This is a genomic window from Amycolatopsis sp. NPDC059657, from assembly GCF_042734395.1.
Taxonomy (GTDB): domain Bacteria; phylum Actinomycetota; class Actinomycetes; order Mycobacteriales; family Pseudonocardiaceae; genus Amycolatopsis.
The window spans coordinates 61,243-74,374 of sequence record NZ_JBHWEB010000045.1 but is presented as its reverse complement, the minus strand read 5'-3'; the positions used below and the strand labels follow the sequence as shown (position 1 = coordinate 74,374).

Annotated in this window: 13 protein-coding genes; 10 read left to right on the top strand and 3 right to left on the bottom strand. The window is 69.0% G+C overall.

Annotated features, from left to right (window positions below; translation table 11 throughout):
- Positions 1 to 88 precede the first annotated feature (88 nt).
- From narJ to ACFV15_RS24350, 5 genes are all read left to right on the top strand, one after another.
- Entirely contained in the window at positions 89 to 787 is a 699-nt protein-coding gene (gene narJ, locus ACFV15_RS24370; protein WP_378352888.1) for a nitrate reductase molybdenum cofactor assembly chaperone, read from the top strand.
- Positions 784 to 1,530: a respiratory nitrate reductase subunit gamma gene (gene narI, locus ACFV15_RS24365; protein ID WP_378352887.1), complete on the top strand. Its 747-nt coding sequence runs from the start codon at positions 784 to 786 to the stop codon at positions 1,528 to 1,530. Before narJ ends, narI begins: the two co-directional genes overlap by 4 nt.
- Positions 1,523 to 1,951, top strand: coding sequence for a CBS domain-containing protein (locus ACFV15_RS24360; protein WP_378352886.1), 429 nt, complete (start codon positions 1,523 to 1,525; stop codon positions 1,949 to 1,951). The genes narI and ACFV15_RS24360 overlap by 8 nt, the downstream gene beginning before the upstream one ends.
- A 111-nt stretch (positions 1,952 to 2,062) precedes the next feature.
- Complete coding sequence (locus ACFV15_RS24355; RefSeq protein ID WP_378352885.1) at positions 2,063 to 2,425, top strand: hypothetical protein; 363 nt, start codon at positions 2,063 to 2,065, stop codon at positions 2,423 to 2,425.
- Positions 2,426 to 2,522: 97 nt separating this feature from the next.
- Positions 2,523 to 3,752, top strand: a complete 1,230-nt coding sequence (locus tag ACFV15_RS24350) for an MFS transporter (protein WP_378352884.1) — start codon at positions 2,523 to 2,525, stop codon at positions 3,750 to 3,752.
- Positions 3,753 to 3,839: 87 nt separating this feature from the next.
- Here the strand turns inward: ACFV15_RS24350 and ACFV15_RS24345 are convergent, their stop codons facing one another.
- Positions 3,840 to 4,577 (bottom strand): NAD(P)H-binding protein, encoded by a 738-nt coding sequence (locus ACFV15_RS24345; protein WP_378352883.1) that lies wholly within the window; start codon positions 4,575 to 4,577, stop codon positions 3,840 to 3,842.
- A 177-nt stretch (positions 4,578 to 4,754) separates the two neighbouring features.
- Here ACFV15_RS24345 and ACFV15_RS24340 point away from each other — a divergent pair, with 177 nt between their 5' ends.
- Together ACFV15_RS24340 and ACFV15_RS24335 are read left to right on the top strand one after the other, a co-directional pair.
- Positions 4,755 to 5,093 carry a hypothetical protein gene (locus tag ACFV15_RS24340; RefSeq protein WP_378352882.1) on the top strand — a complete coding sequence of 113 codons (339 nt, stop codon included), beginning with the start codon at positions 4,755 to 4,757 and terminating at the stop codon, positions 5,091 to 5,093.
- A gap of 64 nt (positions 5,094 to 5,157) precedes the next feature.
- Positions 5,158 to 5,988 (top strand): helix-turn-helix domain-containing protein, encoded by an 831-nt coding sequence (locus ACFV15_RS24335; RefSeq protein ID WP_378352881.1) that lies wholly within the window; start codon positions 5,158 to 5,160, stop codon positions 5,986 to 5,988.
- Between the two features lie 43 nt (positions 5,989 to 6,031).
- On the opposite strand, the gene ACFV15_RS24330 is transcribed toward ACFV15_RS24335, so the two are convergent.
- A complete protein-coding gene (locus ACFV15_RS24330; RefSeq protein ID WP_378352880.1) occupies positions 6,032 to 6,979 on the bottom strand; it encodes a helix-turn-helix transcriptional regulator in 948 nt (315 codons plus the stop codon).
- Between the two features lie 32 nt (positions 6,980 to 7,011).
- Positions 7,012 to 7,374 carry a nuclear transport factor 2 family protein gene (locus tag ACFV15_RS24325; RefSeq protein ID WP_378352879.1) on the bottom strand — a complete coding sequence of 121 codons (363 nt, stop codon included), beginning with the start codon at positions 7,372 to 7,374 and terminating at the stop codon, positions 7,012 to 7,014.
- Positions 7,375 to 7,535: 161 nt separating this feature from the next.
- Between ACFV15_RS24325 and ACFV15_RS24320 the strand changes: the two genes are divergently transcribed.
- From ACFV15_RS24320 to ACFV15_RS24310, 3 genes are all read left to right on the top strand, one after another.
- Positions 7,536 to 8,591, top strand: a complete 1,056-nt coding sequence (locus tag ACFV15_RS24320; protein ID WP_378352878.1) for an aldo/keto reductase — start codon at positions 7,536 to 7,538, stop codon at positions 8,589 to 8,591.
- A 12-nt stretch (positions 8,592 to 8,603) separates the two neighbouring features.
- A complete protein-coding gene (locus ACFV15_RS24315) occupies positions 8,604 to 9,302 on the top strand; it encodes an SDR family NAD(P)-dependent oxidoreductase (RefSeq protein ID WP_378352877.1) in 699 nt (232 codons plus the stop codon).
- An 843-nt stretch (positions 9,303 to 10,145) separates the two neighbouring features.
- Positions 10,146 to 13,109: a glycosyl hydrolase 115 family protein gene (locus ACFV15_RS24310; protein WP_378352876.1), complete on the top strand. Its 2,964-nt coding sequence runs from the start codon at positions 10,146 to 10,148 to the stop codon at positions 13,107 to 13,109.
- The last annotated feature ends 23 nt before the right edge of the window (positions 13,110 to 13,132 follow it).

Genomic DNA, 13,132 nt, shown 5'->3' with positions numbered 1-13,132 from the left:
AGGCGACCGACATAGGCCGTCACCCCGGCTTCCGCCTAGTTCCTACCACAAGCCCCTTCCAAGGGCCCGCACGGAAGAGGGTGCACTAGTGACCGACCTCGCAGTGACCGGATCCGATCGGTCCCGGCTTTTCGACCTCGCCTCCCTGCTTCTCACCTACCCTGACGGTCGGCTGTTCGATGCTGGGCACCAGCTGCGGCGCGCCGTTGACGAGATCACGCACCCCGAGGTGCGCGCGCGGCTCACGACGTTCCTCGATTGGTTCCTCGCCACCGGCGCGCTCGATGTCGAAAAGCACTATGTGGGCACATTCGACCTGCGTCGCCGCAGCGGGCTCTACCTGACCTACTACCTGCACGGCGACACCCGCAAGCGGGGTATCGCCCTGCTCATGCTGAAACAGCGCTACCGCGCGCACGGGCTGTTGCCGCGGGCGGGCGAGTTGCCTGACCTGCTGCCTGTGGTGCTGGAATTCGCCGCCACCGAGGGTCCCGGCGACGGCGAGGCGCCCCTGCGCCAGCACCGCCGGGGACTGGAGTTGCTGCGTTCCGCTTTGGAGGAAGCAGGATCGCCGTACCGGCACCTGCTCGAAGCAGTCGTCTCCGCGCTCCCGCCGCTGACCGCAGCCGACCGCGAAGCAGTCCGCGCGCTCGCCCAAGACGGCCCGCCGGTGGAATCGGTCGGGCTCGCGCCCTACGGCTCCGAAGTCGACGCGATCGGGTTCGGCCCGGACCTCACCGCCGCGTCGTGCGCGCTGACCACCTCGCCAGGGAAGGGTGCCCCGTGACCACGCTCATCTGGATCGTCATCCCGTACACCTGTCTCGCGGTGTTCGTGCTCGGCCACTGGTGGCGGTGGCGCCACGACCAATTCGGCTGGACCACCCACACCAGCCAGCTACTGGAAAGCCGCATCCTGCGCCTGGCGTCACCGCTGTTCCATCTCGGCGCGTTCGGCGTGATCGCCGGTCACGCCGTGGGCTTGGTCGTACCCGCGGCCCTGACGCGGTGGGTCGGCATCCCCGAAGGTCTTTATCACGCCACCGCGGTGTGGGGCGGCGCCCTCGCCGGCATCGTGCTCGTGACCGGGTTGGCTCTGCTGATCGCACGCCGGTTCGTCAATAGACGAGTCCGCCGGGTGACCACGACAATGGACAAGGTGCTCTACGCGGCGCTGGCCGCGATGGTGGTGCTGGGGATGGCGGCGACGATCGGCACGAACCTGCTCGGCGACGGCTACGACTACCGCGAGACGATCGCGGTCTGGTTCCGTGGTGTTTTCTGGTTCGCACCACAAACACACCTGATGACCGAGGCCCCGCTCGTCTACCAGCTGCACGCTCTCGGCGGCTTCGTGTTCCTGGCGCTGTGGCCGTTCACGCGCCTGGTACACGTGTGGTCGGCGCCCGTGGCCTACCTGTGGCGCCCCTATGTCGTCTACCGCGCCAGGCGTGGGGCACCAGCCGCATCAACCCCAGCTCCGGACGCGGTGCGAGACAGGATCGCAGCGCGGGGAGATGGCGTTGCGTGAGTTCGCGTCGCCGGATCTGATCGGCAAAACGGTCGGTGACGTGGTGTTGCGGCTACCCAAGACCCTGCCCGCTCAGACCACGGTGCGTCAGGCCAGGGACTGCTTCGCGGACGACCACGTCCACATGCTCCTGTTCACCGAGGCCGGGCGTTTACTTGGCACCCTGGTGCGCGAGGACATCACCGAGGACATCGACGGCACAGACCACGCGCTGGCCCACGCGCGGCTGAGTGGTCGCATCGTCGCCGCGGACCTGCCCGCCGAACACGTTCGCCATCTGATGCTGGCGCGCGGGCAGCGGCGCCTCGCCGTGCTCGCCGACGACGGAGCACTGCTCGGCCTGCTGTGTCTCAAGCGCCGCCGTACCGGTTTCTGCTGCGACGCCGATGTCGCCGCACGGTCAGTGGAGCGCACGCGATGACCGCCACGGCACGTACAGTCCGCCGTTCTCCCCTGGTGCCACCACAACACGGCGCTTGGGGCTTCCTCGGCTGCCTCTACTCCTCGGTGCGGCAGCCACGAACTGGTCACCTTGGCTGATGCCATTGGCCGCCCGCCGGTGCTGGCTGCGGCGCTCATCACCGCGACGGTGCTCATCGGCTCCACACTGCACGTGAAGTCGCTGATCCGTGAACGTCACAACCCCGCCTACGCCCGCACCTCGCGTGCCTGCGCGTTGGCCACTCCCGTCCTGGTAGCCATCGTCTGCTCCGCGACCGGCATCCCGTGGTGGCCGGTCGCGCCGTTCGTCCTGCTCATCGCTCGCGTGCGCTGGGCACATCTCCCGGCATGGCGACCGGCGCGGATCGGCATGATCGAGCTGGCAGGACTGCTTTCCGTTGCCGCAGCGGGCTTTCCTCACCCTGTAGTCCACAGTGCACTGTCCAGGCGGTGACCTTGGTCCCGCCTGCCGAGGCCTTGGTCTCTGTCCCCTCGGGCCACGGTGAATGAAGCTGGAACGGCCCGCGCACCCATCCGAGGAATGAGACGCAATGACTGCCACACAAGACGCGCCTAGCCATCCGGTGACCGCCGGGCGACGAATGCTGATGTTGAGCCTGGCCACCATCGGTTTCGCGCTCAACTTCTGGGCATGGGCGCTGCTGAGTCCGCTAGGTCCGTCGTTCAAGGACTCACTCGGGCTCAGCGCGTTCCAGCAGGCGTTGCTGGTCGCGGTGCCGGTGGTCGTCGGGTCTCTCGGACGGATCCCCGTCGGCGCGCTGACCGACCGCTACGGCGGGCGGGTGATGTTCCCGGCGGTCTCCGCGCTGACCATCGTCCCTGTTCTGTTCCTCGGTCTCGCCGGGCACAGCTCGCTGGCCGCGCTGTTGATCGGCGGATTCTTCCTCGGCCTCGGCGGTACCGCGTTCGCCGTCGGCGTGCCGTTCGTCAACGCCTGGTTCCCACCCGAACGGCGGGGGCTGGCCATCGGCATATTCGGCGCAGGCATGGGTGGTACCGCTGTCAGCGCGCTCACCACTGTGCCACTGGCGAAAGCGGGCACAGTGGCGACCCCGTTCATCGTCACAGCCTGCGCCTTGGCCTTTTACGCGGTCGTCGCGGCGCGGCTGCTGCGCGACGCACCGGGCCGGACAGTGCCGACCGAACCACTCACACGCCGCCTGCGCGACACCCTCCGCCTGCCGGTGACCTGGCAGGCCTCCGCGCTCTACGCCATCGCGTTCGGCGGCTACGTCGCGTTCTCCGTGTACCTGCCCGCCTATCTCAAGACAGCGTACGGGCTCGCTCAGGCCGACGCCGCCAACCGCATGGCAGGCTTCGTGCTGTTCGCTGTGATCATGCGCCCGGTAGGCGGCTGGCTGTCCGACCGTTTCAACCCCGTGCGCGTGCTGAGAGGGGTCTTCGCCGTCGTCACCGCCGCGGCAGCGACACAAGCCTTCGCCCCCGAGCTGATACCACTGGGCACGATCGCGTTCCTGTCCATGGCAGCCGCGCTCGGTGCGGGCAGTGGCGCGGTGTTCGCACTCGTCGCGCTCCTCACCCCCACCAGCAAAGTCGGATCGGTAACCGGAGTGGTCGGCGCGGCGGGAGGCCTTGGCGGCTTCATCCCGCCGTTGGTCATGGGCACCCTCTACGGCGCCTTCGGCTCCTACGCGCTCGGGCTCGGCGCGCTGGCCGTAGTCGCCGCAGCAGCGCTTCTGTTCACTGCCGTGGCACGACGCACCCTCCATGTCCGCACCACAATCACCAGCCGAGCTTGACGTTGCGCCTCTGTCCGTGTCGGTGAACACGGTGTGGCAGCTGAAGATCCGGAACAGTTCGCCTTGGTCGTCGTCGGCACCGATCACCTACACGAAGGCCGACGCTGGGGTCTGGTATCCGGTGATGAACCGTCCGGCAAGTACCCGGCGGGCGATTTCGACCGAGCTGTGCTGGGTGAACGTGTAGCCGGAGTGCGTGGTGATCAGGGATCGGGCGATCTGGCCGTCGCTGCCGGTCACTTCGGCCAGTGCGTGGTACTGACCGCGGGCGCGTTCCTCGGCGGTGGGTCCGTCGGTGGTGAAGGCGGGGAAGCCGTCATCGGTGCCGAGGTAAACCTCGATATCGCCGAGGCCGGTGGATCTGGGCGCGGTGATCAGGGCACCCATCGGCGTGGGCAGGCACTTCTCCGGGCCTGCGCCGAAGTCGAATGTCCGAGGCATGGCCCTCTCGAGGCGGGTGAGTTCGCCGGAGCGCCGGACGAGGGTGCCCAGCTCCTCGAACCCGGCCGAGCTGGCGAGCGAACCGGCCGAGAAGCCGCCGGTCACGCGCAGGGCGATCGTGAGCTTCTCGGGCTCGGTGATGCGGCGGGCGGTGTGACGGAACGGGCCTGCGACGTTCAGGAGACAATCGATGTCCTCGAGTGCCTCACGCGCTTCGCCCGCGTCGAAGGCCCGGGCTTCGACGCCGAGTTCGTTCGCGAGTTCGTGGACACGGTTGGGATCACGGCCTGCCACGACGACGTCCAGGCCGACCGAGACGGCTCGGCTGGCGACGAGCCGGCCGGTGTAGCCGGTGGCGCCATAGACGAGAAGGCGTCCGTTCACAGGGGTTTCCTTTCACTGGCGGGGGTTCGGTGACGACGCTAGGGATCTACCCGGACAGGTCGGGTCCGGGTAGGCCGCTCGATCGTGTGATCCAGCGGACAGCGTTTCCCGGACCCGACCTGTCCGGGTTCGCGGTTACGGTCGCGCCTGTCACGACATCGAGCACAGGAGACCGCTATGAGCCTTGAAGAAGCCGACGCCCTTGCGCTGCAGGTGCGCGCGCTGTACGAGCAGCTCGAAAACCGACTCCTGGGCCGCACGTGGACCCTGCCCGAACTCGCGCTCGGGTTCACCAACGACGCCGCCTACGTCGGGCGCCTGGTGCTCGCGGCGGAGCGCACGTGGGGCATCGACGGTGACGTCGACGACGAGCTACGGCACAAGCTCGCCGAATGCCTGTGGTGGGTGTTCGTCCTCGGCGACCGGCTCGGCGTGGACGTGCCGGCGGCCTACGAGTCCACTATGGACAAAATCGGTGGCGACCTCGGACGAGCGGTGCGAGGCGCGTCGTCCTAGCGGTGCCGCGCCCGGAAGCCGCGCCACGGGGCCATGTCGGCGGGGCGGCGGTAGCCTCGGCGACATGCCCGCTGCCTCCGCCACACCGCTCGGCGATTTCCTCCGCGCCAGCCGCGCCCGCCTCGACCCCGCCGACGCGGGGCTGGCCGGCGCGGGGGCCAACCGTCGGGTGGCCGGGTTGCGCCGAGAGGAGGTCGCCGTGCTGGCCGGGGTCAGCGCCGACTACTACGCCCGGCTGGAACAGGGCCGCGAGCGCAATCCCTCGGCCCAGGTCCTCGCCGCGATCGGCCAGGCGCTGCGGCTGACCGCGGACGGCAAGGAGCATCTCTACCGCCTGGCCGGGCTCAACCCACGCCTCGGCGGCGCCGTCGCACGGGACACCGTGCATCCGTCGCTGCTGCAGCTGCTCGACGCGTTCCCGGCCTCGGCGGCCTACGTACTGAACCCGAGCTTCGACATCCTGGCCACGAACACCCTCGCCTCGGCGCTGCTGGCACCGTTCGAGGGCATGCGGAACATGGTCCGGGTCCAGTTCACCCACCCCGCGGCCAAGACGGTGTTCGTCCAGTGGCCGACGGTGGTCCGCGACACCGTCTACGCGCTACGGCTCAACGCCGGGCGGTTCCGCGACGACCCGGAGATCAGCGGTCTGGTCCAGGAGATGCTGGAGATCTCCGACGAGTTCCGGAAGTTGTGGTCCGACCAGCTCGTCGGCGCACTCACGCGTGCGTTCAAGGTGTTCGTGCACCCGGAGGCGGGCCGGGTCGAACTGACCTACCAGACCTTCGACGTGCACGACGCGCCCGGCCAGCAGTTGCTCGTCGGCACCGCCGAGCCGGGCAGCCGCAGCGCCGAGGCACTGGCTTTCCTCGCTTCCCTGCATGCCGGGCGCTGACCTCGCCTTGCCCGGCACGCCGATGGCCGCCGGAAGTTGAGCTTCAGCTGTTGCTCTCGGCCAGAGCGAGCGCACGCCGCCGGACTGCCTCGCGAACTTCGGCGGGGCCGAGGACGGTCAGCGGCACCGCCAGCCCGACCAGGCGCCGGGCGAGGGTTTCGGCGTCCGCGCCGCCGAGCTCCACGATCGTGGCGTCCGGACCGTCGGGCCGGTGCACGCCTTGGGGCGGAGGTACCGCGCGCATCGCCTGCTCGAACGGAACATGGACACGCACGACCGCGTAGAGCGGGTAGCCGCCGGTGAGGGTTTCGGCCACGAACCGGGCAGCGTCGGGTGGGTCGTCGACGCGCATGACCTGACCGGTCGGTTCGGCGCGGACGACGCGATCGGCCCGGAACGTCCGCCATACCCCGCGGTCGACATCACGCGCGACGAAATACCAGCGGTTCCCGGTGAACACCAGCCGGTACGGATCCACCATGCGCGTGCTGCCGGTTCCGTGCGCGTCCCGGTAGGACAGTCGCAGACGCTCGCCGCGGCGACAGGCCGTGGCCAGGCAGGCGAGCAGACCAGGCGACAGTGGCAGGCCGCCGGCTCGGGCGGTGTGTTCGAACACGTCGTCCATCGCCCCGAGCTGGGAGGCCACCCGAGCGGGTAGCAGCTGCCTCAGCTTGAGCAACGCCGACAGCACAGCCTGATCGTCCCCGAGCACGCCGGTCTGTGCCGCCTCCCGCAGTGCGACGACGACGGCCAGTGATTCCTCGTCGTCGAGCACGAGCGGGATCTGCCGATGCCCGGGCCGCATCCGGTAGCCGCCCCACCGGCCGGGATCGGATTCGACGTCGTACCCGAGTTCCCGCAGGCGCACGATGTCCCGTCGCACGGTGCGGTCGGTGACCTCCATCCGCTGGGCGAGCTCGTCGGCGGTCCAGCTCGGCCGCGACGAGAGCAGCGACAGCAAGCGAAGCAAGCGTGAGGAAGTGCCGGTCACGCGGTTCGACGGTAAAGGACCACAGTGGACGCTCACGCGCCGGCGGCGTTGTTCCACATCCGGAAGGTGTCCACACGGCCGTTCGGCGCGAAGGTCAGCGTCCAGAGGTTGTCGAACGCGCCGAACTCGGCGTAGGTGCCACGCCCGCGCACCGCGGCGGTGTCGCCGGTGATCATCAGGATCTCCCACTCGAAGGTCCAGCCGTTCTTCTGCCACTCGTCACGGCTTTGCCAGCCTTCGACGATCTCGTTCCGCCCGATCCAGTCGGTCTCGTACGGTCGTTCGTGGTATTCGGCTCCGCCGGTGAAGAGCGCTTCGATGTCTTTGCGCGCGCTCGTGGTCCAGGCGTGCACGTATTTCTCGATCCACTCTTCGACCACGTCACTGTTCGGCATGGTGCTCCCTTCGTCCGCTCTCGATCCTCGAGCCGGCCGGCCCGCTGGGGAAGGCACGGGCTTCCTGGGTGCCGCACACCCAGGATCACGCGGCCTTCTCGATCGGCGCGCGGACGGGCATCGTCGGTTGTGTACACACCACATCGGACACGGAGAAGCAGATGCCACTGACCGACTACCGCACCCTCGGCCGTTCGGGGTTGCGCGTCAGCCCGCTCGCGCTGGGGGCCATGAACTTCGATGACGGCAGCTGGGGCTCGGGCCCGGAGACGTCGTTCGAGATCCTCGACCGCTACCTCGACGCGGGCGGGAACTTCGTCGACACCGCCAACATGTACAACGCAGGCACCTCGGAAGCGACTCTCGGCCAGTACTTCGCCGCCAGGCCGGGGCGCCGGGACCGGATGGTGCTGGCCACCAAGTTCACCGGCAGCATGGACGCGAGTGACCCCAACTCCGGTGGCGCGGGCCGGAAAGCGATCCGCGCACAGCTCGACGCCTCCCTGCGCAGGCTCAACACCGACCACGTCGACCTCTACTGGATGCACCAGTGGGACCGGCACACCCCGATCGAGGAAACACTGTCCACACTGGACGACCTCGTCCGCGCGGGCAAGGTGCACGCCATCGGCCTGTCCAACGCCCCGGCGTGGTGGGTCGCCGAAGCCGCCACGATCGCCCGGTTCCGCGGCTGGGCGCCGGTGGCGGCGCTGCAGGTCGAGTACTCGCTGCTCGCACGCACCGTCGAGGGTGAGATGTTCGGTGCCGCCCGGCACTTCGGCCTCGGGATCACGCCATGGAGTCCGCTGGCCAGCGGCGCCCTGTCCGGCAAGTACTCCCGGACCAAGACCACGGCCGAAGACTCCGGCCGGACCGCATACGCGGGCACGCACCTCACCGAGTCGACCTTCGTACTGCTCGACGCGCTGGAGAAGATCGCCGCCGAGCTCGGCGCCACCGTCGCCGCGACCGCGCTCGCGTGGGTCCGCCAGCGGTCCGAGGTCACCTCGACCCTGATCGGCGCCCGCACCGTGGCCCAACTCGAAAGCAACCTCGCCTCGATCGAGGTCACCCTCACCGCCGAGCACGTCGGCGAGCTCGATCGCCTCACCGCGCCGTCCTTGAACTACCCGCACGCCGTGAGCGAAGCCATGGTCGGGTTCCAGCAGGGCGACACCACCATCAACGGCCTGTCCGCGCAGGCTTTCGTTCGCTGAGAGGGCTTTCCCATGACCATCACCTTCATCACCGGCGCCAATCGCGGCATCGGCTATGAGGCCGTCCGGCGGTTCGTCGGCCTCGGCCACCAGGTTCTGCTCGGCGCCCGCGACCCCGAACGCGGCGCGAAAGCCGCGGCCGAGCTGGGGGCCCGGTTCGTCGCCATCGACGTCAGCGACCAAGCCTCGGTCGAGACCGCGGCCGCCGACGTCCTCGCGCACGAAGGCCGGATCGACGTCCTGGTCAACAACGCCGGCATCGCCGGTCCGCGCATCACCGACATCCACGATCTCACGGCCGGGGACGCCGAGCGCGTGATCCAGACCAACTACCTGGGTACGCTGCGCACCACCCGCGCTTTCCTGCCCCTGCTGGAGAAGTCGGACGCGCCGCGCATCGTCAACGTGTCCAGCAGCATGGGGTCGTTCACCCGGTCGGTGGACCCGTCGACACTGGAGCATGCGAATCCGCTGCCCTTCTACCAGCCCAGCAAGGCCGCGATCAACATGCTCACGCTGAAGTACGCCGAGGCTCTCCCGCGGTTCCGGGTCAACATCGCCGACCCTGGCCCGACCGCCACCGAGATCAACGACTACCTGGGCACCCAGACCGTGACCGAAGGCACCGACGCGATCATCGAACTCGCCACGGCCGCCCCGGACGGGCCCACTGGCACCTACCGCGATCGCGACGGCGTCGTCCCATGGTGACCGCCGAAGACCGCGCGGAAATCACCGAGCTGATCCTCGATCGGCGACCTCATCGCGGAAGGTGCGCAGCCCAGCCGGCATCTGGTGACCAACGTGCGGATCAGCCCGGCCGAATCACCCGCACACCGGAGATCCGGGAGCCGCATAAATGCACCGAGCTGGTGTGGGCCGACCCGGACCAGCTGCCCATGGACACGCTCGAGTTCATCGCACCTGCGTGGAACGACGCGCAGAACGGGCGCGTACTGCGGGAATTCGGCTTCACCCCGGTCCCCGGCGTAACAGCATTCCCTGGTCCGCACGACCGGCAGCCACGACCGCGGCGACTCCTAGCGGGCTTCGAACTCGGCCCATCGAAGCCGGGCCTCGCTCGTCCCGAGCCAATGTCGAGCTCATCACCGGGCTCGTCGTCATCGACGAGTTCGACGTCGAGGATGTCACTGGCGGCGAGGTTCGTGCCCCCTCGATGAGCGTCGACTCGACGAACGACACCAGGTCCTGGGGTTTGAGCGTGCGAGCGGTGGCGACAAGCGGCACGGCGACGGCTACCGCCGCCAGTGCCGGATCTCGTGGCGAACCGGTCGATTCGATTTGGGTTCGACAGTACTCGCCGAATTCGTCCGAATGATCGAAATGATCGAATTCAATCTTCTCGCTCGAACGCGAGCTCCGACTTTGACAGCGCTTTCAGGCGGAAGATCGAGAACATTTCGACGAATTCGAAAGCGGCGCTGTGAGCGTTCACAGATACCGGACGCGAAAGCCTTGCCACGTTCTCCGCCATGAGGTTCTATTCCAGGGAACCATGCGCCGCCGAGCCGCCATGTGGAAGGGGACATACCCGTGATCGCCAAGCCGCCGGGGCATCCGGATGACGACGCGTTCGTGCCATCCCGCCGGTCGTTCCTGCGGGGGCTTGCCGCCGTCGGCGCGCTGCCGCTGACCCCGGCCGCTGCGGCCTTGTTCGCCGCCGAGCCGGCTTTCGCCGCAGGCGACGGTTTTTCCCTGGTCGCGGGCGGCGTCGCCGCCGACGTGTTCGTCGACGCGGGCGACGACGCGGCCGTCCGCCGCGTGGCGGGCGACCTGCAGGCGGACATCGAGCGGGTCAGTGGCGTGCTGCCCATTCTGACGAACCGCACCGCCGGGCTGTCCCGCACGGCGGTGCTGATCGGCACGATCGGCCACAGCCCAGTCATCGACCAGCTCGTCGCGTCCGGCCGACTGGACGTCTCCGAGGTTGCCGGACGCTGGGAGGCGTCGGTGACCCAGGTCGTCGAGGCGCCGGTCGCCGGGGTCGACCGCGCGCTGGTCATCGCCGGCAGCGACCGGCGCGGCACCATCTACGGCGTTTACGATCTTTCCGAGCGCATCGGTGTCTCGCCGTGGTACTGGTGGGCCGACGTGCCGGTGCCGCGCCGCGACACCGTGACCCTGCCTCTGGTCACGAAGAAGCGGCGTGAACCGGCGATCCGGTACCGCGGCATCTTCCTCAACGACGAAGACAACCTCTCGCAGTGGGCGTACCGGACGGAAGAGCCCGGCAAGCACATCGGGCCGGTCACCTACACCCGGATCTTCGAACTGATGCTGCGGCTCAAGGCGAACTACCTGTGGCCGGCCATGCACCCCGAGTCGGACCACTTCAACAAGTACCCGGACAACCCGCGCCTGGCCGACGAGTACGGCATCGTCGTCGGCTCCAGCCACCCGGAGGCGTTGCTGCGCAACAACGTGTACGAGTGGCAGCCGTGGGCGGAGGCACACCGCAACGCGGACGGCAGCCTCCCGGAGTACGACTACACGGTCAACCCGACGACGATCCTGGACTACTGGCGCGCGCGGGCGAAAGCCAACGCCCGGTACGAAAGCGTCTGGACGGTCGGTATGCGCGGCATCCACGATTCGGGCCTGGTCACCAAGAATGCCAAGACCACGGCCGAGCGGGTCGCGGTGATGAACGACATCATCACCCAGCAGCGCCGGATCCTGGCCGAAGAGGTCAGGCCGGCGGCCGGTGCCGTGCCGCAGATCTTCATCCCGTACAAGGAGGTGCTCGACCTCTACAACGCCGGGGTGCGGGTGCCCGACGACGTGACGCTGATCTGGCCGGACGACAACCACGGGAACATGCGGCAGCTGCCCACCGCGGCCGAGCGGCAGCGCTCCGGCGGAAACGGCCTGTACTACCACATTTCGTACTGGGGATCGCCGAAGAGCTACCTGTGGCTGGACACCACGGCGCCGGCCAAGATCTGGCAGGAGCTGCGCCGGGCGTACGACAACGGGGTCCGCCACACCTGGATCATCAACGTGGGCGACCTGAAGTCGCAGGAGACCGGGCTGTCGTTGGCGATGGCGCTCGCTTGGGACATCGACAGGTGGCGCGCGGAGGACGTGCAACCCCGGCTGGCCGAGTGGGCCGGTCGCCAGTTCGGCGCCGCGCACGCCCGAGAGATCGCCGAGATCCGGCAGGGCTACTACGAGCTGGCCGCGGCGCTGCGCCCCGAGTTCATCCAGAGCGGGGTCTTCTCCCTCGTCCACCACGGCGACGAGGCGGAGCGGCGGATGACGGCGTACCGGAGCCTGATCGGCCGCGCCGAGGCGGTGGGACGGCAGCTGCCGTCGTCCTACCAGGACGCCTTCTTCGAGCTGCTGCAGTATCCGCTGACCGGTGCGTACCTGATGAATCTGAAGTTCGTCTGCGCCGACCGCAACGCACTCGCCGTCAAGCAGGGCCGCGGGGCCGGGGTGAACGTCTTCGCCGACCTCGCCGAGCGGGCCCAGGCCGACGAGGAGGCGCTGACCCGCCGCTACAACACCGCGATCGCCGGGGGCAAGTGGAAAGAGATCATCAACCCGTACCCGGCCAACGTCCCCAAGGCCCCGCGGGTGCCCGCCGTGACAAGACGTACCCGGACCGGCGCCGTGGGTCTCGGCGTGGCCGCCGAGGGCAACGAAACCGGCGTCACCCGGCCCCTGACGTTCTCCTCGTACACCCGCACCACGCGCTTCATCGACATCTTCAACACCGGGTTCGCCCCGCTGTCCTGGCAAGCGTCCCCCAGTCACCCCTGGGTGCGGGTCAGCACCAGGACAGGGACCACCCCGGACCAGACGCGGATCTGGGTCAGCGTCGACTGGGCCGCGGCCCCGCCGGGCGTCAGCAGCCCGCAGGTGCGCATCACCGGCGCGAGCACCATGGTGACCGTGCCACTGCAGGTCGCCAACGACGGCGAGCGGGGGCGGGCCACGGCGATCGGGTTCGTCGAGGCACATGGCTACGTGTCGATCGAGGCCGAGCACTACGACCGGCTGGTGCCGAGGTCCGATGCCACCTGGCAGACGGTTCCCGGCCTCGGCCGGTCCGGCGCCGCCGTCATCGGCGCGCCGTTCACCGCGGCACGCCTCGACGGCGACAGCCGCACGGTGGCGCCCGAGCTCCAGTACAACGTCCGCTTCACCACGGCAGGCACCTTCCCGGTCACCGTGTACCGGCTGCCCTCATTGGACGCACGCGGCACCCGCAGGCTCGCCATCGGCCTCGATTCCGGCATCCCGATCCTGCTCAATGGGACAGCGGCCACCTCCGCCACCGCCGCGTGGTCGCGCAACGTGGTCGAAGGCATCGAGAGACTGACCACGAGCATCACCGTGGACCGGCCGGGCGACCACGTCCTCAAGCTGTGGATGGTCGACCCGGCGAACGCCGTAGACCAGATCGTCATCGACACCGGCGGGCTCCCGGCCACCTACCTCGCCCCGCCGGAAAGCTTCCACCCCGTCTTCAACCCGAATCCCGGGCGGTGAAGGCGACGGGGCGCTCAAGAGCG